We start from the raw sequence: 22,080 nt of genomic DNA on the forward strand, positions 1-22,080 counted from the left end.
TCAGTAAAAAACTTATTCTTCTACTGAATTTTCACCATCTTTTGCAACTTGCTCAGTTTCAGCTGCTACATCTGTTTCTGCTACTAAAGATTCTGCACCTTCAATCGCTTCAACAAACTCATCTTCTTCAACCGCTTCGATTGAAACGACACCAACCAGCAATTCCTCATTACCTAGACGGATCAGACGAACACCTTGTGCATTACGACCGGTTTGTGCCACTTCAGATGCACGGGTACGAACCAGCGTACCACCATCAGAGATTAGCATCAGTTCTTTAGAAGCATCGATGGCAACAGCGCCCACCAATTGACCGTTACGTTCAGAGGTCTTGATCGCAATCACGCCCTTACCACCACGTTTTTTGGTCGGGAAGTCGTCTACTGGAGTACGTTTACCATAACCGTTTTCAGATGCACACAGTACTTCGCCAGTTTCAGGTACAACAACCAGTGATACGATTCGGCTAATCAATGCTGAATCTGAACCATCTTCGTCATCAGACTCGATCTCAGTTTCGTCATTTTCTTCTAACTGTGCAGCTGCACCAATGGTCACGCGCATACCGCGTACACCTTTGGCAGAACGGCCCATTGAACGTACATCAGTCTCTGCGAAGCGAATGGCTTTACCTTCGTTCGAGAACAACATGATTTGCTGTTCACCATCGGTAATCGCCACACCAATCAAGGTATCGTCGCCATTCAGCTCAATCGCACGTAAACCGTTTGAACGAACATTCGAGAACTGTTCAAGCTCTACACGTTTAATCGTACCGTATTCAGTCGCCATAAACACATAGAAGTTTTTACGTACCGCTTCAGCCTGCTGAGCAAAATCATTGATGATGTCATCATCAAGGTCTGTTGTAGAAAGCTCCAAGCCTAACTGTTTCAATTGAATACGCAATGCATCAGAAATATCATCTGCACCCTCTTCAGATTCAGTCAGCGCTGCTTCAAGCTCGGCAAAATGAGCATTGATCACTTCATTGCTTTGCAACTGTACTGCATTGGCTTTTACAAATGTCTTGAAGTCAGCCAGACGTTCTTTAAATTTCTTCGGCGCATCAATCACCGGCAAGATCGCGGTAATGGTCTCGTTTTCATCCAGTGGCAACAAATTCACCATTGGGCGACCTTTGGCACCACGTGATGCTTGTGGTACTTCATACACTTTCAGACGATAGACCTTACCAACGTTGGTAAAGCAAAGTACTGTCGCATGACTTGACGTCACAATCAGATGTTGAATGTAATCATCTTCTTTCATGCTGGTCGCAGACTTACCACGGCCACCACGACGCTGTGCAGCGTAGTCAGACAATGGTTGAGTTTTCGCATAACCTGATTTCGATACCGTCAGAACCATTTGCTCTTCAGGAATCAGATCTTCACGAGAGAAATCGATACGTGACTCGACAATCGATGTTTTACGCGCATCGCCATACTGCTGAAGAATCAAGGCCAATTCTTCACGAATCACATTCATCAACAGATTAAAGTCATTCAAAATTGCAGTCAGTTCAGCAATTTGTGACAGAATTTCACTATATTCAGCATGTAACTTGTCTTGTTCCAGACCAGTTAAACGATGCAAGCGAAGTTCCATAATCGCATTCACTTGGGTTGGTGACAGACGATAAATCTCGCCATCCAAACCAAATGGGCGACTTGGATCTTCACCTTCAATCTCATCTGGACGTACAGAAACTGAACCGGCTTTTTCTAGCAAGGCCAAAACACCGCCACCAGCCCACTCACCTGCCTGCAAACGCTCACGCGCTTCAGCTGGATTCGCAGAACTCTTGATGGTTTCGATGATGGCATCAATATTCGCCAGAGCAACGGTTAAACCTTCCAAGATATGACCACGTTCACGCGCTTTGCGTAATTCGAACATGGTACGACGCGTGACTACTTCCTGACGGTGACGGATAAACGCGGCAATGATGTCTTTCAGGTTCATCAATTTTGGTTGGCCATTGTCCAGGCAAACCATATTGATGCTGAAAGAGTTTTCAAGTTGCGTGTTCTGGAACAGGTTGTTCACGATCACTTCAGCGTTTTCACCGCGCTTCAGGTCAATCGCGATACGCATACCGTCTTTGTCAGACTCGTCACGAAGCTCTGAAATGCCTTCCAGTTTTTTCTCTTTGACCAGTTCAGCAATACGCTCAATGGTTTTTGCTTTATTGACCTGATATGGAATTTCAGTAAATACGATGGTGGTACGGCCATTCTTCGGATCTTCTTCGAAATGGTACTTACCACGGATATGCAAACGGCCCTTACCGGTACGGTAAGCATCGACGATGCCTGATTTACCGTAAATGATACCGCCTGTCGGGAAATCCGGACCAGAAATATGTTCCATCAACCCTTCGATACTGATCTGAGGATCATTGGCATAAGCCAGACACGCATTCACGACTTCAGTCATGTTATGCGGCGCCATATTGGTCGCCATACCGACTGCAATACCGGTAACACCATTAATTAACAAGTTCGGAACACGGGTTGGCATGACTTGAGGAATACGCTCAGAGCCATCGTAGTTGTCTTCCCACTCGACGGTATCTTTTTCAAGATCCGCTAACAGTTCGTGGGTCAGTTTACGCATACGCACTTCGGTATAACGCATGGCTGCTGCGCTATCACCATCGACCGAACCGAAGTTACCTTGACCATCAACCAATTGGTAACGCAAGCTGAAATCTTGCGCCATTCGTACAATCGTTTCATATACGGCAGAATCACCATGCGGGTGATATTTACCGATCACGTCACCGACTACACGTGCAGACTTTTTATAAGCTTTGTTATAGTCATTGCCTAATTCGTGCATTGCGAAAAGCACACGACGATGAACAGGTTTTAAACCATCTCGTACATCGGGCAATGCACGTGACACAATCACGCTCATCGCATAATCGAGATATGAGCTTTTAAGTTCATCCTCAATGGCAATCGGTCTAATTTCCGATACGCTCATGCATACTCCTTATTCTACAAGCCAATTTTGACTTGTATTTATATGTCGTAAAACTAGCAAAATCATTAACTCAAACGACTGAGTTAAAAACTAAAATACAGCCCTAAATTATAGCATAAACACTTGTATTTTTGTGTCGAAATATTCAGCTTAACCTTGTTAATTATCTTCATTTTAGTGATCATTTTCTTGTTATTTCAAAACCGAAAATTAGCGCATCCAGACAGGATTTTTCAATACCCAAAATTTTGAGAAATACAGTACTACAAAAACAAAATGCGCCAATCAACTGGCGCATCTTCATCGTTTTTTCTATATTTTTATTGTGCCTGGTTCAGTACTTTACTATAGCTCAGCACGGCCACAATCAATAAAACTGGCAATAACATTTCTACCCCTTCCTCAATGGTCATAATCATGATTTGAGTATGTGGCACCAACTGGATGCCGAATTCTTCTTTCAGGGTTGAAGTCGTGCTATCGAGCACTTTGCTCAGTCCGCCACAGGCAATGGTGAGAAAGATAAAAAAATGTGCAATATTCAAAGAATTCTTCATGCTTCGTATGGTTTGAACCAGCTTTTTCGCCAGTACCAGAAAGACAAAAATAATGCCGAGCAATAAAATAAATCCGAGCAGCTTATCCATGAGCGGAATTTCAGCACTGCGATAGAAATTAGTTTTGATAAAACTCATTTCAAACACCTGCTTATGGAAATCCATTTCCCGTAATCCCAACAATGTCGCTGCTATAGCCGTAAACACTCGGGTATTAGGTTTGATTTCAGCATTAAGCAAACACAGCACTGCCAGCAAGTACCATAACCATGGACTCATGACTTCAAAAGCGCCTGATTCACTAAATAAATACTGAGTTACCGAAGCTGGTGCATTCAGGGCAGTATGAATACAAATACCCAGATAAAGCGCAATCAGCAAAAAACTAATAAACAGGATATGGGCGGCTTTGGAAAAGGACATGATTAAAAACAGGAGAAAAAGCAAACCGGGATTTTATCACTTTTCATGCAAATGAAATACTCTAGTTTCGACTGTAGAGTATTTTTAAAATTTTTGCATAAAAAAAACGCCCTTGGACAAAACAGTAAAACATTGCTTTCACTGCTTGCACAAGAGCGTATTTTGAACCCGATTCAGAAATTAGATTTTAGAAACCAATTCTGGAATTACAGTGTTCAGGTCACCGACTAACCAGTAGTCAGCGACTGCATTGATTGGCGCTTCTTCATCTTTGTTGATCGCAACGATCACTTTAGATTCTTTCATACCAGCCAAATGCTGAATCGCACCAGAGATACCTACAGCGATGTACAGGTCAGGTGCAACGATTTTACCCGTTTGACCCACTTGCATATCGTTTGGTACGAAGCCAGCATCTACCGCAGCACGTGATGCACCTTGAGCAGCACCAAGCTTGTCGGCCAATGGATCAAGGATCTTGTGATAGTTCTCACCAGAACCTACACCACGACCACCAGAAACCACAATACGCGCAGCTGTCAGTTCAGGACGTTCAGATTTTACGATTTCTTCGTTGATAAACTTAGAAATACCCGCATCACCCGTAGACGCAGCAGCTTCAACAGCAGCAGAACCGCCCTCAGCAGCTACAGCATCAAATGCTGTACCACGAACAGTCGCCAATACGATGTTTTCGCCTGATTCTACAGTTGCAATTGCGTTACCTGCATAGATCGGACGTTTGAAAGTCTTAGGACCATCTACCGCAATGATGTCAGTGATCATGCTTACGTCAAGAAGCGCAGCTGCACGTGGTAAAATGTTTTTACCAGTTGTTGTAGAAGCAGCAAGGATATGTGTATAGCCTTTACCTAATTCAGCAACAAGTTTAGCCACGTTTTCAGCCAATTGGTTTGCATAAGCAGCGTCTTCAGCAAGCACTACTTTGCTTACGCCCGCAACTTTAGCCGCTTGGTCAGCAACTACCTGAGCGCCAGAACCAGCAACCAATACAGTGATATCACCACCGATTTTTTGCGCTGCAGCAACAACGTTTAAAGTAGCAGCGTTTAATGCTTTGTTGTCGTGCTCAGCGATAACTAAAATACTCATGATTTTTATCCTTCTGTATTAGATCACTTTCGCTTCGTTTTTCAATTTTTCTACAAGTTCATCTACAGACTTCACTTGTACGCCAGCTTTACGCTCTGCAGGTGATTCAACTTTCACTGTTTTCAGTTTAGTTGCAGGGTTTACACCGAAATCTGCAGGTGACTTGGTATCAAGCGGTTTTTTACGCGCTTTCATAATGTTTGGAAGTGCCGCATAACGAGGCTCGTTCAAACGCAAGTCAGTGGTAATGATTGCTGGAAGTGTCAGTTCAACAGTTTGTAAACCGCCGTCTACTTCACGTGTTACTTGTACTTTGTCGCCATCTACTTTCACTTCAGAAGCGAATGTACCTTGACCTGCACCCATTAGAGCGCCAAGCATCTGACCAACCTGATTCGAGTCATCATCAATTGCTTGCTTACCCAGAAGGATCAATTGTGGTTGTTCAGCGTCAACAACGCCTTTCAGGATTTTAGCGATTTCCAGCGCACCCAGTTGGCTGTCATCAGCTTCAACCAGAATACCGCGGTCAGCACCAAGCGCCATTGCAGAACGGATTTGTTCTTGGGCTTCTTTAGGACCAATAGAAACAACAATGATTTCTGAAACAGTTCCTTTTTCTTTTAAACGAACCGCTTCTTCCACTGCGATTTCACAGAATGGATTAATTGACATTTTAACGTTAGTTAAGTCAACACCACTGTTGTCCGGTTTAACACGAACTTTAACGTTGGCATCAACCACACGTTTTACAGCAACAAGAGCCTTCATGTAATCCTCGGCTGTTTTAGCAAATGTAAATGTTGAGAAAAGTTAGTGTAACTCTTCACTTAAATTTTTTTAGGTGCCCTATCTTGCAATGTGTACGGCATTTCGGTCAAGTCACAATTCAACAAAGAGCTGTAAAAATGCGTAATTTTCCCTGAACGATGCGTTCACAATTAATTGTTATCGTTTTATTACAATGAAATGTATCAATATTTACTTAAAATTTAACCATTGATTTATATTATTTTTTTATCTGATTAATCACATCAGAAGTTTTGATTGATGACATTTAATTTAAACTGATTTAAAGCAGCTTGAAGCAAAACAGCCGGAATATACGTATGTCAGCTTTTGTCATTTTGGACAGAACTCTTTTTGAGAGCGAATTAAACCTAATATAAAGACAAATTGACCAAATAATAAACCAGCGCATTGAATTCTACGCCGACAAAGTGAATATTTAATTTCAAAGCTTCACAATTATAAAAAAAGCATACTGCGAACAGTATGCTTCTTTGCAATCCGATTAATTAATGATTAACCAGCTTGCGGCAAGTGCCAGTAAACCACCAGAAGTTCCATCTACCCATTTTTGTTTACGTTCATCCATTTGGGTTTTTTGGCTGATTTTGCTGAACAAAATACTTAAGCTACAATACACTACAAAAATCAGACTGATAAAAATAAAGGACAGGATCAAACCTTGGCTGACAGTATTGGCTGATTTATCAATAAACTGCGGCAAAATCGCAAAATAAATCAACATGCCTTTCGGATTTAACAGCGCAGTAAAAAAACCTTTTTTAATCGGATTGGCTGAGGTCTTTTTCTCAATGTTCAGCGCGTTTTTACTGAATACCGATTTAAGTAAACTAAATGCCAAATACAGCAGATAAGCAATCCCGAGCCAGCGAATCGTTTCAAACAGCACCGGAAAAGAGACAATAATAGCCGCAATCCCTAGTGCCACAAGGATCGAATGCACCAGATAACCGCAACACACCCCTAAGGTTGCCATCATGCCTGCTTTTGCATCTTTACCCATCACTTGAGACAGGATAAATAACATATCGGGTCCAGGCGTAAAAATCAGGGGAAGCACGGTCAGTGCAAAGAGTACAAATATAGACATTTCCTTTTCCTTTCAAACTCCAGAAAGTGAAATAAGTATCTGCGATTTTTTACAAAATTGGCTTTCAATTTATTTTATAATAAGTATTATTTTTCGAATATTATTCTAATTTATGAAAATATCCACCAAGTCTGTGCGGGTAAAACTTGATCGAATTGATAAAAATATCATTCGACATTTACAAGCCAATGGCCGTATTCAGAATAATGATCTGGCACGTGAAATCGGACTTTCACCTTCGTCCTGTTTACGCCGGGTAAAATTACTGGAAGATGCAGGCGTCATTCAGAATTACACGACTATTGTCGACCAACAAAAAATTGGTTTTCAGCTGATTTTATTTTCGCGCATCTGGCTGGTCGGTCAGGATGCCGAAACCATTGATACCTTTATTGAGGCGATGAAAGAATTGCCGCAAGTGATGGAGTGCTACATTATTTTGGGAGAGAGCGATGCCATGTTGAAAGTTGTGGTGCCTGATCTGGAAAGTTACCGTAAATTTCAGTCGACCCATCTGACCAAAAAAAATGGTATTACCAGTGTCAAAACAGATTTACCGAGTCAGATTATTAAACAGAGTTTCCAGCTGCCTTTAGAAGATTTATAGGCAAACTGATTTTAGACAACGACGCTATGTTCTTAATTTAAGATTTGCATAATCGTATGCTTGCTTAAACCATAACATGTGCTGCAAGCGCATAGATTGAAAGTTCTACTATAAGAAAAGGTTGCCTATAGAAGACAACCTTTTCCTCTTGAGCAAAGCCAAATCACAGGACTGAATCTTATTTTTATGTTATGTGGATGCTTCAGAATTTACTCAGTTTCTTGTGCTAAAAAATCACGATGTACATGGCTTAAATCTACCAGCTCATAGTCTGCCAATTCAAAAATTTGCCAAATTGCAATCGCATCTTCTTTTAAATCGACTGCCTGGGTCGCACGATTCGACAATTGCCATTGCAAATCAGAAATCCATAAATAGTATTGCCTAGTCGCCGCATTAAAGGCCTGAACTTTTCCATCGGCATTAATCCCTTGAATGATGGCGCCTTCAGGTAAGGTCGCTTCAAGATTGGGTAAGCTAATGTCCACAAAATGCTTGATTTGTCGCAAACCATAACCTGCAAACATTTCTTTTTGAGCTTCACTTAACTGTGCATATTTTTGCTCTATATCTGCAATTACCAGTGTGTCCATGTCACCTCCCATCGGTCAAATGCTGAGACTCTACTCAGCAATATTTCATTTTAAATATTAAATACTAGTTATTGTTATACCTGAAATGGCGCATTTAACGAATAAGACAATAGTGAAATGCTTACCCGAACGCCAATGTTCAGTTCAATTCCATTTTAAGGTTTATATATGAAAGTTTTGTGCCAAAAATACAATTTTCATGATTTTTATTCTTTAAAACTGGGCACATGATCAATCTTCTTTATGCTGCGCACGCGGATGGGCCTGATCATAAATCTGGGCCAGATGGTCAAAATCAACATGGGTATAAATTTGCGTGGTGGTTAAATTACTGTGTCCCAGCATTTCCTGCACGGCTCGTAAGTCCCGGCTATTCGATAACATGTGACTCGCAAAACAATGTCTTAACAAATGCGGATGTAAATCTACATTCACGCCTGCGCGCTGCGCCTGAAACTTGACCCGATTTTCAATTTGTCGTGCACCAAGCGGATTGCCTTTCTGGGTAATAAATACATTCGCCTCCGGTACAAAATCGCCATTCCATAAGGGATAGACTTGCAACCAAGCCCTCACGCTGTCTTTGGCCTTGGAACCGAAAGGCACTATCCGGGTTTTATTGCCTTTACCAGTAATGCGTAATAACTGCCGGTTGAAATCAATATCTTTAATTCTCAGGCTTTGCAGTTCTGCCAGACGCAACCCACTCGAATAAAGCAATTCCAAAATCGCTTTGTCCCGGAGCCACATTTGCTGCTGTATTTCATTTTCGGGCGCAGGCTGATCAATAATTTGGTTGACTGTTTCAATATCCACCATGCCCGGCAAAGGACGCGATTGACGTTTTAACTGAAAATCATCCGCCGGATTAAAAGCCATATGCTGAGCCTGCTCGGCCCATTTCATAAACTGGCGAATAGCCGAAAGCATACGTTGCAGGCTGCTAGGACTGAGCTGATGCTGTTCAACTTTTTCAGCCAGAAACTGGCGTAAATCGGTGGCTTCCACATCGTTTAAATTGAGCTGCTCACGCTGGCAAAACTCTAAAAAATCCGAGACATCACGTTCATAGGCTTGCAAGGTATGTTTGGACTGGTTTTGGATTTCACGTTCTTTCAGCCACATATTGAGCAAGAGTTGAGGTGGGACAATCACTGCTTGCTCCATTTAGAGTTGCTCCAAATAATCTTGAATCAGCATTGCAACCTGATCTGCATGCGTATTGGCAAAGAAATGATCTCCACCTTGGATAATATGCAATTTTGCATTTTTAAAAATTCCTGCCAAGTATTGTCCAAGCTGAACAGTACTTAAAGGATCATGATCGCCCCAGATCAGCAAGATCGGAACGTCCAGACTTGCGAGCTGAACGCGGCTAAATTCAGTTTGGTCTTGTTCAAACCAGTCCGGCGCTGTTTTAAACAGTTCACGATAATCTGTTCGCCAGTCTGCACAATGAAAAGTTTTTAAATTCAGACCACCAGATGTCGCCAACAATACCAGCCCTTTGACTTTCTGCGGATGATTGAGTGCCAACCCAACGGCCAAGACACCGCCCATAGACTGGGCAATCAGAATGGAATCATCCTCAATTTTTTCTTTCACGAATTCTTGCAGATCATACAGGTTTTGAATGGCCAAATTTGGTGCTACGCCATCAAAGCCCGGATAGGCAATGACTTGCTGATCTGGATATTTGGTTAATGCTGCCCTTAATGGCTGCCAAAAGTGCTGGCTTCCTGAAGCACCCGGCAGGAAAACAAGCGTATTCATCTCATTCAAATTCTACGGTTTTTCCCATCCTAGCATAAAAAAAGCACCATCGATCAGACAGTGCTTTTTTCTCAAGCGGAACCAAGCTTAACCCTGGAAATAACGTAAATCCAGACGTCCTTCATATACGGTCGCCGTTGGTCCGGTCATCCAGACCACATCACCTTCTTTCCATTCAATTTGCAGCTTGCCGCCTGCCAGTTCAACTTCGACTTTACTCGACAGCAGACCACGACGCATACCTGAAATTGCGGCAGCACAGGCACCTGTACCACAAGCTAAGGTCTCGCCTACACCACGCTCGTACACACGTAAACGTGCATGTTTTTCATCAATAATCTGCATAAAGCCAGCATTGACTCGTGCCGGGAAGCGCGCATGTGATTCAACTTGTGGACCAATACGTGCGACATCGGCAGCAATCACATCCGGTACGATTGTCACCGCATGTGGATTCCCCATATTGACCACATCAATGGTCAGCTTTTCACCGCCAGCAAGATCGATGTCATACAGGCTCTCCGGCGCATCAGCTACAAATGGAATTTCCTGAGGCAAAAATTTTGGATAACCCATATTGACCCGTACCCAACCATTCGCACCCAATTCCGGCTCTACAATACCAGATTTGGTTTGTACCTTGATTTTGGTTTTGGTCGTGAGCTGACGATCATGTACAAATTTGGCAAAACAGCGCACGCCATTGCCACATTGTTCCACTTCTGAACCATCGGCATTAAAAATCCGATATTTAAAGTCTGCACTTGGGACATCGGGTGGCTCAACCACCAAGAGTTGATCAAAACCAATGCCAAAGTTACGATTGGCCAAACGCTGAATGGTCAAAGTATCTAAATAAGCACGCTGGCTGATCAGATCAACCACCATAAAGTCATTGCCCAGACCATGCATCTTGGTAAATTCTAATAACATCCTGATTTATCCTTAAGGCAATAAACGCTCACGTTCCCAAAGTGATTCAATCGTCTCACGTTCACGAATCAAATGCGCCTGATCAGCATCGACCATTACTTCAGCAGCACGACCACGGCTGTTGTAATTTGAACTCATCACGAAACCATACGCACCGGCACCGAGTACTGCCAGCACATCATTTTCCTTGATCGCAAGCTCACGCTCTTTACCCAGAAAATCACCAGTTTCACAAATTGCGCCCACGACATCCCATTCTTTCGTTTCGACATCGGTACGAGGTGTAACAGATTGAATGTCCATCCATGCTTCATATAAAGCAGGACGAATCAGGTCATTCATCGCAGCATCAATAATCGCGAAATTACGGTGATTCGTTGGTTTTAATAGATCCACTTTAGTCAGCAGCACACCTGCATTGGCAGAGATACTACGTCCCGGTTCCATATACACTTTCAAGCCCAATTTTTCTAAAGCTGGACGTAGCGCATTGGCATATTCTTCAACCGACGGCGGGGTTTCATCTTTATACGTCACACCCAGACCACCGCCGATATCGATGTGTTTGAGGTGAATGCCCAGCTCTTTTAACTGGTCGATCATGACAATGACACGATCCAGTGCATCCACAAATGGCTGGGTTTCAGTCAGCTGTGAACCGATATGGCAGTCAATCCCGACCACATCCAGATTTGGCAATGACGCTGCATATTGATAAGTTTCAAACACGCTATCAGAGGGAATACCGAATTTATTTTCTTTTAAGCCGGTTGAAATATAAGGATGGGTTTTGGCATCGACATCCGGATTCACACGCAAGGAAATCGGCGCTTTGACATTTAATTCAGCTGCAACTTTCTGGATACGATCCAGCTCGGCATACGATTCGACGTTAAAGCAGGCAATCCCGACTTCTAGCGCTTTTTTGATATCCGCTTCAGTTTTACCCAGACCGGAAAATACAATTTTCGATGCATCACCACCGGCTTTCAGCACACGCGCCAATTCACCACCGGTCACAATATCAAAACCGGCACCCTGTTTGGCCAATACATTCAATACCGCAAGATTAGAGTTGGACTTTACCGCAAAACAGATTTGATGGTGGATAAAATCAAAAGCACGATCCATATCTAAAAAATGCTTTTCCAAAGTGGCTTTAGAATAAACATAGAGTGGTGTGCCGAATTGCTCCGCGAGCTGTTGTAATGAACATTGCTCAGCGTGCAATACCCCATTAATGCGGGTGAAACTCATGAAGGTATCCTTTCTGTGAAAGCGTTATGGTGTGGTTTTAACGTCTGAATCGGTAGGTGCAGCAAACTGTTGTTGCACAGGTGCCTCGCGTTCTTCATCGGACGCTTTAGGCTCAGTTTCAGTATTTTTGTATAACAGATACTTGGCACGCTTGTCGTAATTCGGATCATTCGGCAAGTGCAAAGCACCTGACTGTCCACAACTTGCAAGAGCAAGACCCGTCGCTAAGATACTGATGTAGCAAATGACTTGGCGCATCTGACCACCTAATGTAATAGTTTCGATGAAGTATAACGCGATCATTCGGCATGACCCAAGCGTTAAACGCTAGAGAGTATCTTTAGACAAAAAAAAACGCCAGCAGATCGCTGACGTTTTTATTGATAAGGTTTATTTATGTTTCTGTTTATAGAAACCAAAATAGCCAATGATCAGCAGGATAAACCAGATCGGACTGATCATCAGTGCCTGGCGAGTATCCTCTTCCAGCGCCAAAACCACGATCATGCTCAGGAAGAAAATAATCACGACCCAACAAGTCAATAAACCACCTGGCAGCTTAAAGGTCGATTTGGCATGCAGCTCTGGACGTGTTTTGTAATACACGATATAGCTCCAGATAATGATGATCCAGACACAAATAAACAGAATCGTGGATAAAGTCGTGGCCAAGGTAAAGGCCCGAACAGTATCCGGAACGAAATACTGCAGTGCTGCACCCAGCAACAAACACACGGCAGAAAAATACAGGGCATTTGCAGGGACAGCACGACGATTCAAGCGACCAAAGGCAACCGGTGCCTGCTCTTCACGCGACAGGCCAAACAGCATACGGCTAGTCGAGAATACGCCACTGTTCATCGATGACATCACCGAGGACAATACCACCAGGTTCATGATGATCGCAGCCGCTGCAATGCCAGCCTGACTGAACAGGTTTACAAAAGGCGAGACATTCGGGTCAATCTGGTTCCATGGAGTTACTGACATCACAATGAGCAGTGCCAATACATAGAAAATAATGATACGGATCGGAATAGAGTTCACCGCTTTTGGCAGGTTCTTTTCCGGATCTTTGGTTTCAGCCGCGGTAGTACCCACCAGCTCTACCCCGACAAAGGCAAAGATTGCAATCTGGAAACCGGCCAGGAAGCCCATGGCACCCGTCGGGAACAAACCGCCATGCTCCCAGATATGACTAAAGGATGCGACCGTACCGACATCATTGGTAAAGCCGGTAAATACCATCCACAGACCAACGGCAATCAGCACCACAATGGCGATAATTTTGACCAGGGCAAACCAGAATTCCATTTCACCAAACAGTTTTACCGTGACTAGATTCAAGCCCATGATAAACACAATCGCGGCAACACTGATCATGACGCCTTCTTCAGGGCTAAAGGGCAAGCCATTATTGAAGAATTGCAGATAGTAAATAATGGCTGACAGATCCGCGATCCCGATGGTAATCCAGCACAACCAGTAGGTCCAGCCAACAAAGTATCCGGCCCAAGGCCCGATCAAATCCGTGGCAAAATCAATAAATGATTTATATTGCAAGTTGGAGAGTAACAGTTCACCCAATGCACGCATCACCAGAAAGACCATAAAACCGATGATCATATAGATCACCAGAATCGAAGGACCTGCGAGACTGATGGTTTTACCCGACCCCATAAACAGGCCAGTTCCGATGGCGCCCCCAATGGCAATTAACTGTAGGTGCCGATTGGACAAACTCCGCTTTAATTCACCGTGCTCTGCCGACGAATTGTTATATTTTTCTGACATTATTAATTACAACTTTGAGTTTTACTCGCGACAAATTAACGTAAAAAATGCTGAATACAAAAATAAAATTTGCATCATTTGTATTTCCTGATTAATTGAAGAAGTTAATTTATTTTTCTTATATCGCTCTACAGTTACATTTCTGCTTTATTTTTGACCTGCGATATTCCAGTAATTTCTTGTCAAATTTTTAAAACTGTGTAAAAAATAGAACACTATTCAGCCAATTTATGCATTCAGGATGAATGCATCTGGCATAGCAATTGCTTTTTAATCAATACCTCGAACTACACAGACATGGATCAATAAGAAGAATTTTATGCAAAATTTACAAAGTTTAATGGAAACTTTAAGCGGCTGGGTGTGGGGCCCTTATATGCTGGTACTGATTGTCGGTACCGGGATCTTCCTCACCTTCCGTTTATTGTTCTGGCAGTTCCGCATGTTGCCCCTAGCCTTCAAACAGGTCTTTGGCAAGCATCCTGACCACTCAGGGGACATTTCCCAATTCGCTTCACTCATGACCGCACTCTCTGCCACGATTGGTACCGGTAACATTGCCGGCGTAGCCACTGCATGTGTCCTCGGGGGTCCGGGCGCCGTGTTCTGGATGTGGATGACCGCCCTGTTTGGTATGGCCACCAAATATGGCGAAGGTGTTCTGGCAGTCAAATACCGAGTCAAAAATGAAAAAGGTGAAATGTCGGGTGGTCCGATGTACTACATCGAGCGTGGTCTGAAATGGAAATGGCTGGCACTGATTTTTGCCTTGTTCGGGACACTGGCTTCTTTTGGAATCGGCAGTTCAGTACAGTCGAATACTGTAGCACTGGCGGTTGAAAACAGCTTGGGCATCGAAACCTGGATGACGGGAATCATTATCACTGCCTTTTCAGCACTGGTGATTTTGGGCGGGATTAAATCGATTTCCAAAGCTTCTTCTGTGATCGTGCCGATTATGGCGGTGGGTTATGTGGCTGGCGGTCTGATTATTATTTTTAATAATCTGGAACTGGTCGTGCCGGCACTAAAAATGATCTTCACCTATGCATTTACCGGTGAAGCTGCAGTGGGCGGTGCGATTGGTGCGGCGATTCGTTATGGTGTGGCACGTGGTGTATTCTCCAACGAAGCCGGCATGGGTTCTGCGCCGATTGCTGCCGCAGCGGCAAAAACCGATCATCCGGCCCGTCAAGGTTTGGTATCTATGACCGGTACCTTTATTGATACGATTATTGTCTGTTCAATTACCGGTATTGTCCTGGTGATGGGTTATATCATGGCCGGTAATTCATTCGGAGATCAAACCGGTGCGGTACTGACTATCGGCGTGTTCGACAAACTGCTGCCGGGTGTCGGTGGTTGGGTGGTCACTTTCGGTATTATTTTCTTCGCCTATTCCACCATTTTAGGCTGGAGCTACTACGGAGAAAAATGTGCCACCTATTTACTCGGTGAAAAATTCGTACTGCCTTACCGTATCATTTACATTGCTACAGTTTTCATTGGCTGTGTGGCCACACTGGATCTGGTCTGGCTATTTGCCGACACCTTCAACGGCCTCATGGCGGTTCCAAACCTGATTGGCTTATTACTTCTGTCTGGTGTTATTGCCAAAGAGTCGAAAGACTTCATTGCAAGACGTAAATCTGGTGAACTTTATTAATTGATAAGTTGTGTAAATATTCAATTCACATATAAAAAAGCCACGTAAATCGTGGCTTTTTTATACTTCAGTTTTCCCATTTTTCATTATGAAATTTTAGCAACGTAAACCACTACAAGCCAGCTTGTCCCACTCAGATTCAAGCTCCAGTGCTAGTCCCAAAGATAAAACAAAAAACTGAATGCCTTTAATTTTCATATTGCCCTGTTCATCTTCCAGATACCTACTCAATTTTTGATAGGTTTTATGATGCAAATCAAAAGGTACATCCAGATAAAGACCACCTAGGTAGATTTCACTATGGACGGTTTGATCCACACCTAAACACGGCATATAGACAATGCCCTGTTGCTCTAGCCAGCCGATCAAAATCTGGCGAACCGAGTTTGTGTCCCGATCTGGATGGACATAATGATCAAAATGCACAAACAGCACATCACGGTTTTTTTCGCGTGCGATCGCATCAATATGTTTCAACAATTGTGACAAGATCTGTTCCATTCCAGCATAACAAGATGGGCATTATAGACGGCGTTGACGCACAGCATTCAAATCAGCATAAATAAAAACGACAAGACTTGTCGTAAAAACCATGATTTTTCAGGTGAAAGACTTGGTTTTCGATGGCATTCACCGCTATGCTGTCACTCAATTTCAATCGCTTCATCTTCAAATATGGCTAAAGCAAAAAGTGTGTATCGTTGTGAACAATGTGGTGCCGATCATCCAAAATGGTCGGGGCAGTGTTCTGAATGCGGGGAATGGAACAGCCTGGTTGAGGTAACCATTGCACCGGCAGTGACGCATCGCGCCCAGCCAAAAATTGGTGGTGGATATGCGGGCCAGGCGTCCAGCATCACGACTTTAAATCAGGTTTCAGTCTCTCATGAAACCCGTCTGCCGACGGGTATCAGCGAATTTGACCGGGTCTTGGGTGGCGGACTGGTGACCGGTTCGGTGGTCCTGATCGGCGGTGATCCCGGAATTGGTAAATCTACCATCTTGCTACAAACAGCCACGCACATGGCATCTGCCAAAAATCCGGCCCTGTATGTGACCGGTGAGGAATCTTTATCTCAGGTGGCTTTACGTGCCCAGCGTCTGGATCTGCCAACTGACCAACTCAAAGTCATGGCAGAAACCTGTGTCGAACGTATTTGTGAAGTACTGGCCCAGCAACGTCCTGCAGTGGCCATTTTGGACTCAATCCAAACCCTGTATACCGAAACCCTGCAATCTGCCCCGGGTGGTGTCTCACAGATTCGTGAATCAGCGGCCCTATTGACCCGTTTTGCCAAAAATAGTGGCACGTCTTTGTTTCTGGTCGGCCATGTAACCAAAGAAGGCGCGCTGGCTGGCCCACGTGTATTGGAACATATGGTCGACTGTGTGCTGTATTTTGAAGGCCAGTCGGATTCACGTTACCGGATGATCCGAGCGGTCAAAAACCGTTTTGGAGCGGTCAATGAACTCGGTGTGTTCGGCATGACCGATAAAGGTCTGCGCGAAGTATCTAATCCTTCAGCCATCTTTTTAAGCCGTTATGATGAAGCGATTCCCGGCTCGATTGTGATGATCAGCCGTGAAGGTACGCGCCCGCTTCTGGTTGAAGTGCAGGCGCTGGTCGATGATGCACATGGCCAACCGAGACGTGTAGCGCTCGGCCTGGATCAGAACCGTTTAAATATGCTCCTTGCAGTCATGCATCGGCATGGCGGTGTGCAAACCTCCGGCCAGGATGTTTATGTCAATATCGTCGGTGGTTTGAAAATCACCGAAACCGGTTCGGATCTGGCGGTACTTCTCGCCTGCGCTTCCAGCATTCGTGGCAAAGCCTTACCGCAACAGCTGGCGGTTTTTGGTGAAGTCGGCCTGTCTGGAGAGATTCGCCCTGTGCCGAACGGTCAGGAACGGCTGAAAGAAGCGATTAAACATGGTTTTAAATACATTATTGTCCCTCGCGGCAATGCACCGCAAAAATCCATCGAGGGCGTGCAAATTATTGCAGTTGCGCGTTTACATGAAGCCTTGAGCGAGGCAATGGCGCTGAGTGATGAACTCAATTAACTGTAAACCGGCTCATTTCGTACAAAGAGCAAAAAAATACAGATTTTTGATTGAAATTCCACACAAAGCCTATATAAATAGACTGTACAAACAGGTTTTATTCTCATAGGAAAAATGAATGGAAGTTCGACAGCGCGGTTTGATCACAGGTATCTTGACAGCAGTTTTATTGGTTGCGCCTTTTGCAGCTGAAGCAAAACGTGCCGGTGGCGGTAAAAGTCACGGCATGCAACGTTCTGCACAACCTACTCAATCTTATCAACAACCTCGTCAAGCTGCGCCTGCTCAACAAGCGCCAGTTGCCGGTGCTGCAACCCAGCAAAAATCCGGTCCGGGTGTCGGCGGCATGGTTGCCGCGGGTGTAGCCGGTGCTGCGATTGGTGCAGTTGCTGCCAATGCCTTGGCGGATGATCAAAGTGTAGCAGCATCTGAAGCTCAGGCTGCTCAAGCCGAAGAGGAAAAAGGTGGTATTCCAGGCTGGATCTGGATCCTTCTTGCTGCTGCTGTTGCCTTCTTCATTTTCCGTAAAATGGGCGCAAAAAAAAAAGTAGCTTCTAACCCTTTTGCACCAAATAGCGGTGCTGGTAATACAGCACCTTTTGGTCAGGCACCGACTGCACCTCGCGGTGGTGACAGTACCAATATTTTTGGTCAGAATGTGGGTGGTCAAACGTCAAGTAACAATGCTCCGTTCGGTTCTGCTCCGGTAAATAACGCGCCTTTTGGTGCAGCTTATACCCAAAGTGGCAGCCAGTTACCGGATGGTACTGAACCTGCAGCATTCTTGCGTGTAGCGCGTCAGCGTTTTAACCATATTCAGTCCATGAATACAGCAAGCAACATTTCTGAAATTCAGCGTTATCTGACTCCTGAACTTTATCAGTCAATGTATAACGACATCATGAGCAATCAGGATCAGGATGTTGCCGAGTTTTCAAATCTGAATGCGATGGTCGTCGACTCATCGACTGACAATGGCCAGTATATTGTCAGCGTACGCTTTACAGGTACGGTAAGCGAAGACTTAAACAGCTTGCCGCAACCGTTCGCAGAAATCTGGCATTTCACCAAACCAGCAGGTTCAAATCAGGACTGGGTGGTTGCAGGTATTCAGCAAGACTAATCGTGAATAAATGAAGTTTAGACAGCGGCCTTCGAGCCGCTGTTTTTATTTGTAAGCCTTACATTTTGATCTTTTTTAATTCCCTTCCCCCCTCTCTTTTTTAACTTAACTTCCAGTTTTACTTATTTTTCATATAAATAGTTCAACAACCCATATTTAAAATCTAAACAATAATTGTTATCATTATCATTAATTACTTCATAAGTTTGTAAATAGAATTTTCGATGATGAATAGTCCGAATATGCAAGCCATAGCGACTGGAACAGTTACTGCACCGAAACCATCAAGCAAAAATAAAGTCAAAGCAAATATGCTGGCTTATCGTGGGATGATTTTATATCGCTTTATTCTGGCGGGTGCTGGCGGTTATCTACTGGCTACACTGGCAACGATCGTGATTGCCCAGCTTTTTATCGACAGTGGAAGCAGTGCAGCCATGTCCGCCACCCTGATTGGCTTTAGCTTGAATGCTGCTGCATTTATCTGGGTATTTATGGTGAATAAGACGCTCAAAGCTACGCTCGGGATCGCGATTCCCGGTGTTTTACTCTATATCGCCTATAAGCTTTTAGGAAATTGAGATGAGAGTAGATGCAAAACCCGAAGGTCCACGCCAGTCGATGTCGTGGTTGCATACCTGGGCCAGTCTGATTTTAGGCTGGCTTTTATATGCGATTTTCTTGACCGGAACCTTAAGCTTTTTCCAGAACGAAATTACCGTCTGGATGAAACCGGAATTTCATCAATCAGTTCCACCAAAGACTCAAATCGAACAAACCCGTGTGGCACTGGCTTATCTGCAACAGCACCATCCGGATGCTGGCAGCTGGGCAATCCAGCTTCCTAACTCACGCCAAAATACTACCACCCTGACTATTCGTAGTGCCGGCGAAGATCCGCGTGCCCGTCGTGGCGGTACCCGCGTGACGATTGACAGCGCCACCGGCGAAGTTTTGCAAGCGCGTGAAACACGCGGTGGTTCATTCTTATACCGTTTCCACTTTGAATTGTATGGTTTGCCAAGAATCTGGGCGCGCTGGATGGTCGGCGTTGCGACCCTGCTCATGCTGGTGGCAATCATCAGCGGTGTCATTACCCATAAGAAAATTTTCAAGGATTTTTTTACTTTTCGTCCCGGCAAAGGTCAGCGTTCCTGGCTAGATGCGCATAATGCTACTGCGGTATGTGCCCTGCCCTTTCATATCATGATTACCTTCAGTGGCTTATTACTGCTGCTCTTTACACTCATGCCTTGGGGCGTAAACCAGATTTATGAAAATCGAGGTGCATTTCTGCAAGATCAACGCAAGAGCTTGATTCAGGACAACAGCATTCAGGCTGAATCCCGTGAAAGCCATAGTGAGAGTAAAGAACGTCGACCGCAAGCTGAGAGAGAAAATCGTGGCGAGCGTGGTGAAATGTCGGCACGGGGTGCAGGACGCCGCTCTCGTGATGAAATGCAAGCTGCACCTCCTGCAGCGTTAACCGATCTGGCTCCGATCTTGGCAACAGCCGAGAAAGAATGGAAAAATAATCCGGTTGGTACAATTAACATTATCCAGCCAAATACCGCTAAAGCCGAAATTGAGCTTCGTGCCTTAAATGGAGTCAGTGTGGCTTATCGTAGTGTTTATCCGAGTCTTGCTTTCAATGGCGTGACAGGTGAATTAAAGCCGGATCAAACCACACTGAAACCGCCTTCAGTCGCAAATGGTATTTATAATGTATTCACCACATTGCATGAAGCACGTGGCGTGGACTTGGCTCTACGCTGGTTATTGTTCATGTCAGGTGTGGTGGGCACCTTGATGATTGCGACCGGTTTGATTCTATGGTGTGTCAAACGTGCCCCGCAACAACAGAAACAAGGTTATAAATCTTTTGGTTATCGTCTTGTGGAAGTGACCAATATCGCTGCCATTATTGGTTTACCTATTGCTTGTGCTGCCTACTTTTATGCCAATCGTATTATTCCGGCAGACATGGAAATGCGTTTAAACTGGGAAATTCGTAGCTTCTTTATCGTCTGGTTACTGACATTGCTGTATGCCATGATTCGCAGGCATCGTCAGGCTTGGCTGGAACTATTACTGCTTGCCACTGCCGCATTTGCCTTGCTCCCAATCGTCAATTTTCTGACCGGCGGCCAGGCAATCTGGAATAGCATCATGCATGGTCAATGCGTCATTGCTTCTTTTGATCTGGCGATGTGGGGGCTTGCGATCTTGTTCTGGTTTTCATTTAAAAAAGTGAAAAACCATAAAGGCTTGTCGCCTAAAAAAGCCAAGGTTGCTCTCAAGGAGAATCAGTCATGATGTTTTTCTTACTGATTTGGGCTTTAACTTCACTGGGTTTCTTTGCGCTTGCCATGTCGATGTCCAAGCATCAAAAACAGATTTTTGACACAGAACCTGCCCCTGCAAAAACACAACTTGCGACTATTCTCGGTTGGGTATTGCTCATAATTGCCCTGACTCTGTGTCTGTTAACAGGAGCTGTCAGCAATATGATCAGTTACTGGCTGGGTAGTCTGACTTTGGCAGCACTGGTGGTCGGTTTAAGTCTGAGCTATCTGGCAAGTAAAATTAAAGTGATCGTAATGTTCTGTGTGTTCATCGCCTTGATCTCAGGGATTCTTTGCTTGATCTAATATCATTGATTGACCAATCTCTTTAAAAAGCTGATCTTCGGATTAGCTTTTTTGATTTAAACCTTTTAGTCTACACATAATACTTTTGAGATGTTGATATGACCCAGCGTGTTTCTCCCTCTGCTGCCCTGACTAATCTTGCCTTAGCTGGCAATGCTGAAGCGCAATTTGAACTGGCTGAACTGTATATGCAAAGCGAGCATGATGATGACATCATTCTTGCTGAAGAATGGGCATTGAAAGCTGCCAACGGCGGGCTGGTTGATGCAATGTACTGGTTAGGTGAAGGTTATACCGTTTATGCCAAAGAATTGGCAGAAGAAGATCCGGAAGAATCGAAAGCTCACTTTGAGTTAGCCTATTACTGGTTAAGCAAGGCCAATATCGAGAAGCACTCTGCTGCGACTTTAGAACTGGCAGGTTTTTACCGTCGCGGTGATGTGATTGAAAAAAATGTAGAGAAATCGATTGCTTTAGTCAAACAGGCTGCGGAATGGGGTGAAGTTCAGGCCATGCGCGATCTTGCTTTTATTTATGCAAATGGTCTTGGTGTTGTAGCTGATGACATACAAACAGAATTCTGGACCCAAAAAGCGGATGCTGCTGAGCAAGATACTAAATAAAGAAAA

21 protein-coding genes are annotated in these 22,080 nt (G+C 44.2%); 8 read left to right on the forward strand and 13 right to left on the reverse strand.

What is annotated here, in order from left to right:
* Window positions 1-12: 12 nt before the first annotated feature.
* The 5 genes from gyrA to ACIG3F_RS00275 form a co-directional block, all read right to left on the reverse strand.
* Window positions 13-2,994 carry a DNA gyrase subunit A gene (gene gyrA / locus ACIG3F_RS00255; RefSeq protein WP_396468855.1) on the reverse strand — a complete coding sequence of 994 codons (2,982 nt, stop codon included), beginning with the start codon at window positions 2,992-2,994 and terminating at the stop codon, window positions 13-15.
* 320 nt (window positions 2,995-3,314) lie between these two features.
* Window positions 3,315-3,974, reverse strand: coding sequence for a hypothetical protein (locus tag ACIG3F_RS00260; RefSeq protein WP_396468856.1), 660 nt, complete (start codon window positions 3,972-3,974; stop codon window positions 3,315-3,317).
* A 180-nt stretch (window positions 3,975-4,154) separates the two neighbouring features.
* A complete protein-coding gene (locus tag ACIG3F_RS00265; protein WP_396468857.1) occupies window positions 4,155-5,087 on the reverse strand; it encodes an FAD-binding protein in 933 nt (310 codons plus the stop codon).
* Between the two features lie 18 nt (window positions 5,088-5,105).
* Window positions 5,106-5,858 carry an electron transfer flavoprotein subunit beta/FixA family protein gene (locus ACIG3F_RS00270; protein WP_004731799.1) on the reverse strand — a complete coding sequence of 251 codons (753 nt, stop codon included), beginning with the start codon at window positions 5,856-5,858 and terminating at the stop codon, window positions 5,106-5,108.
* 523 nt (window positions 5,859-6,381) lie between these two features.
* Window positions 6,382-6,987: a LysE family translocator gene (locus ACIG3F_RS00275; RefSeq protein ID WP_138743380.1), complete on the reverse strand. Its 606-nt coding sequence runs from the start codon at window positions 6,985-6,987 to the stop codon at window positions 6,382-6,384.
* Between the two features lie 112 nt (window positions 6,988-7,099).
* On the opposite strand from ACIG3F_RS00275, the gene ACIG3F_RS00280 reads away from it, so the two are divergent.
* The gene (locus ACIG3F_RS00280; protein WP_004645712.1) at window positions 7,100-7,594 is read left to right on the forward strand and encodes an Lrp/AsnC family transcriptional regulator; all 495 of its coding nucleotides are present in this window, start codon (window positions 7,100-7,102) and stop codon (window positions 7,592-7,594) included.
* Between the two features lie 209 nt (window positions 7,595-7,803).
* Here the strand turns inward: ACIG3F_RS00280 and ACIG3F_RS00285 are convergent, their stop codons facing one another.
* The 7 genes from ACIG3F_RS00285 to ACIG3F_RS00315 all read right to left on the reverse strand — a co-directional run bounded on the left by ACIG3F_RS00285 (window position 7,804) and on the right by ACIG3F_RS00315 (window position 13,944).
* Entirely contained in the window at window positions 7,804-8,187 is a 384-nt protein-coding gene (locus ACIG3F_RS00285; RefSeq protein WP_004645713.1) for a hypothetical protein, read from the reverse strand.
* 231 nt (window positions 8,188-8,418) lie between these two features.
* Window positions 8,419-9,354, reverse strand: a complete 936-nt coding sequence (gene xerA, locus ACIG3F_RS00290) for a site-specific tyrosine recombinase/integron integrase (RefSeq protein WP_396468859.1) — start codon at window positions 9,352-9,354, stop codon at window positions 8,419-8,421.
* Window positions 9,355-9,960 (reverse strand): alpha/beta fold hydrolase, encoded by a 606-nt coding sequence (locus ACIG3F_RS00295; RefSeq protein WP_396468861.1) that lies wholly within the window; start codon window positions 9,958-9,960, stop codon window positions 9,355-9,357.
* A gap of 87 nt (window positions 9,961-10,047) precedes the next feature.
* Window positions 10,048-10,893 (reverse strand): diaminopimelate epimerase, encoded by an 846-nt coding sequence (gene dapF, locus ACIG3F_RS00300; protein ID WP_004645716.1) that lies wholly within the window; start codon window positions 10,891-10,893, stop codon window positions 10,048-10,050.
* A 12-nt stretch (window positions 10,894-10,905) separates the two neighbouring features.
* Window positions 10,906-12,150 (reverse strand): diaminopimelate decarboxylase, encoded by a 1,245-nt coding sequence (gene lysA, locus ACIG3F_RS00305; protein ID WP_253137788.1) that lies wholly within the window; start codon window positions 12,148-12,150, stop codon window positions 10,906-10,908.
* A gap of 24 nt (window positions 12,151-12,174) precedes the next feature.
* Entirely contained in the window at window positions 12,175-12,408 is a 234-nt protein-coding gene (locus tag ACIG3F_RS00310) for a lipoprotein (protein ID WP_005252493.1), read from the reverse strand.
* A 132-nt stretch (window positions 12,409-12,540) separates the two neighbouring features.
* The gene (locus ACIG3F_RS00315; RefSeq protein WP_005247666.1) at window positions 12,541-13,944 is read right to left on the reverse strand and encodes an amino acid permease; all 1,404 of its coding nucleotides are present in this window, start codon (window positions 13,942-13,944) and stop codon (window positions 12,541-12,543) included.
* 319 nt (window positions 13,945-14,263) lie between these two features.
* Between ACIG3F_RS00315 and ACIG3F_RS00320 the strand changes: the two genes are divergently transcribed.
* A complete protein-coding gene (locus tag ACIG3F_RS00320; RefSeq protein WP_005247668.1) occupies window positions 14,264-15,610 on the forward strand; it encodes a sodium:alanine symporter family protein in 1,347 nt (448 codons plus the stop codon).
* A 96-nt stretch (window positions 15,611-15,706) separates the two neighbouring features.
* Here ACIG3F_RS00320 and ACIG3F_RS00325 read toward each other — a convergent pair whose 3' ends face one another.
* Complete coding sequence (locus tag ACIG3F_RS00325) at window positions 15,707-16,111, reverse strand: hypothetical protein (RefSeq protein ID WP_396468864.1); 405 nt, start codon at window positions 16,109-16,111, stop codon at window positions 15,707-15,709.
* Between the two features lie 174 nt (window positions 16,112-16,285).
* Here ACIG3F_RS00325 and radA point away from each other — a divergent pair, with 174 nt between their 5' ends.
* The 6 genes from radA to ACIG3F_RS00355 all read left to right on the forward strand — a co-directional run bounded on the left by radA (window position 16,286) and on the right by ACIG3F_RS00355 (window position 22,074).
* A complete protein-coding gene (radA, locus tag ACIG3F_RS00330; RefSeq protein WP_004731817.1) occupies window positions 16,286-17,677 on the forward strand; it encodes a DNA repair protein RadA in 1,392 nt (463 codons plus the stop codon).
* Between the two features lie 118 nt (window positions 17,678-17,795).
* Window positions 17,796-18,800 (forward strand): TIM44-like domain-containing protein, encoded by a 1,005-nt coding sequence (locus tag ACIG3F_RS00335; protein WP_336018395.1) that lies wholly within the window; start codon window positions 17,796-17,798, stop codon window positions 18,798-18,800.
* 224 nt (window positions 18,801-19,024) lie between these two features.
* Window positions 19,025-19,381, forward strand: a complete 357-nt coding sequence (locus ACIG3F_RS00340; RefSeq protein ID WP_005106369.1) for a hypothetical protein — start codon at window positions 19,025-19,027, stop codon at window positions 19,379-19,381.
* A 1-nt stretch (window position 19,382) separates the two neighbouring features.
* Window positions 19,383-21,116, forward strand: a complete 1,734-nt coding sequence (locus ACIG3F_RS00345) for a PepSY-associated TM helix domain-containing protein (protein ID WP_396468867.1) — start codon at window positions 19,383-19,385, stop codon at window positions 21,114-21,116.
* Window positions 21,113-21,451 carry a DUF3325 domain-containing protein gene (locus ACIG3F_RS00350; RefSeq protein WP_396468869.1) on the forward strand — a complete coding sequence of 113 codons (339 nt, stop codon included), beginning with the start codon at window positions 21,113-21,115 and terminating at the stop codon, window positions 21,449-21,451. The genes ACIG3F_RS00345 and ACIG3F_RS00350 overlap by 4 nt, the downstream gene beginning before the upstream one ends.
* 98 nt (window positions 21,452-21,549) lie before the next feature.
* The gene (locus ACIG3F_RS00355; RefSeq protein WP_396468871.1) at window positions 21,550-22,074 is read left to right on the forward strand and encodes a tetratricopeptide repeat protein; all 525 of its coding nucleotides are present in this window, start codon (window positions 21,550-21,552) and stop codon (window positions 22,072-22,074) included.
* Window positions 22,075-22,080: the final 6 nt, after the last annotated feature.

Origin of the sequence: Acinetobacter sp. NPDC052428 (genome assembly GCF_044547685.1) — a bacterium.
Taxonomy (GTDB): Bacteria; Pseudomonadota; Gammaproteobacteria; order Pseudomonadales; family Moraxellaceae; genus Acinetobacter; species Acinetobacter lwoffii_G.

What these genes read in the sequence shown, in the direction of transcription:
- gyrA (WP_396468855.1), bottom strand. Translation starts at nt 2,994, where the DNA reads ATGAGCGTATCGGAAATTAGACCGATTGCCATTGAGGATGAACTTAAA.
- ACIG3F_RS00260 (WP_396468856.1), bottom strand. Translation starts at nt 3,974, where the DNA reads ATGTCCTTTTCCAAAGCCGCCCATATCCTGTTTATTAGTTTTTTGCTG.
- ACIG3F_RS00265 (WP_396468857.1), bottom strand. Translation starts at nt 5,087, where the DNA reads ATGAGTATTTTAGTTATCGCTGAGCACGACAACAAAGCATTAAACGCT.
- ACIG3F_RS00270 (WP_004731799.1), bottom strand. Translation starts at nt 5,858, where the DNA reads ATGAAGGCTCTTGTTGCTGTAAAACGTGTGGTTGATGCCAACGTTAAA.
- ACIG3F_RS00275 (WP_138743380.1), bottom strand. Translation starts at nt 6,987, where the DNA reads ATGTCTATATTTGTACTCTTTGCACTGACCGTGCTTCCCCTGATTTTT.
- ACIG3F_RS00280 (WP_004645712.1), top strand. Translation starts at nt 7,100, where the DNA reads ATGAAAATATCCACCAAGTCTGTGCGGGTAAAACTTGATCGAATTGAT.
- ACIG3F_RS00285 (WP_004645713.1), bottom strand. Translation starts at nt 8,187, where the DNA reads ATGGACACACTGGTAATTGCAGATATAGAGCAAAAATATGCACAGTTA.
- xerA (WP_396468859.1), bottom strand. Translation starts at nt 9,354, where the DNA reads ATGGAGCAAGCAGTGATTGTCCCACCTCAACTCTTGCTCAATATGTGG.
- ACIG3F_RS00295 (WP_396468861.1), bottom strand. Translation starts at nt 9,960, where the DNA reads ATGAATACGCTTGTTTTCCTGCCGGGTGCTTCAGGAAGCCAGCACTTT.
- dapF (WP_004645716.1), bottom strand. Translation starts at nt 10,893, where the DNA reads ATGTTATTAGAATTTACCAAGATGCATGGTCTGGGCAATGACTTTATG.
- lysA (WP_253137788.1), bottom strand. Translation starts at nt 12,150, where the DNA reads ATGAGTTTCACCCGCATTAATGGGGTATTGCACGCTGAGCAATGTTCA.
- ACIG3F_RS00310 (WP_005252493.1), bottom strand. Translation starts at nt 12,408, where the DNA reads ATGCGCCAAGTCATTTGCTACATCAGTATCTTAGCGACGGGTCTTGCT.
- ACIG3F_RS00315 (WP_005247666.1), bottom strand. Translation starts at nt 13,944, where the DNA reads ATGTCAGAAAAATATAACAATTCGTCGGCAGAGCACGGTGAATTAAAG.
- ACIG3F_RS00320 (WP_005247668.1), top strand. Translation starts at nt 14,264, where the DNA reads ATGCAAAATTTACAAAGTTTAATGGAAACTTTAAGCGGCTGGGTGTGG.
- ACIG3F_RS00325 (WP_396468864.1), bottom strand. Translation starts at nt 16,111, where the DNA reads ATGGAACAGATCTTGTCACAATTGTTGAAACATATTGATGCGATCGCA.
- radA (WP_004731817.1), top strand. Translation starts at nt 16,286, where the DNA reads ATGGCTAAAGCAAAAAGTGTGTATCGTTGTGAACAATGTGGTGCCGAT.
- ACIG3F_RS00335 (WP_336018395.1), top strand. Translation starts at nt 17,796, where the DNA reads ATGGAAGTTCGACAGCGCGGTTTGATCACAGGTATCTTGACAGCAGTT.
- ACIG3F_RS00340 (WP_005106369.1), top strand. Translation starts at nt 19,025, where the DNA reads ATGATGAATAGTCCGAATATGCAAGCCATAGCGACTGGAACAGTTACT.
- ACIG3F_RS00345 (WP_396468867.1), top strand. Translation starts at nt 19,383, where the DNA reads ATGAGAGTAGATGCAAAACCCGAAGGTCCACGCCAGTCGATGTCGTGG.
- ACIG3F_RS00350 (WP_396468869.1), top strand. Translation starts at nt 21,113, where the DNA reads ATGATGTTTTTCTTACTGATTTGGGCTTTAACTTCACTGGGTTTCTTT.
- ACIG3F_RS00355 (WP_396468871.1), top strand. Translation starts at nt 21,550, where the DNA reads ATGACCCAGCGTGTTTCTCCCTCTGCTGCCCTGACTAATCTTGCCTTA.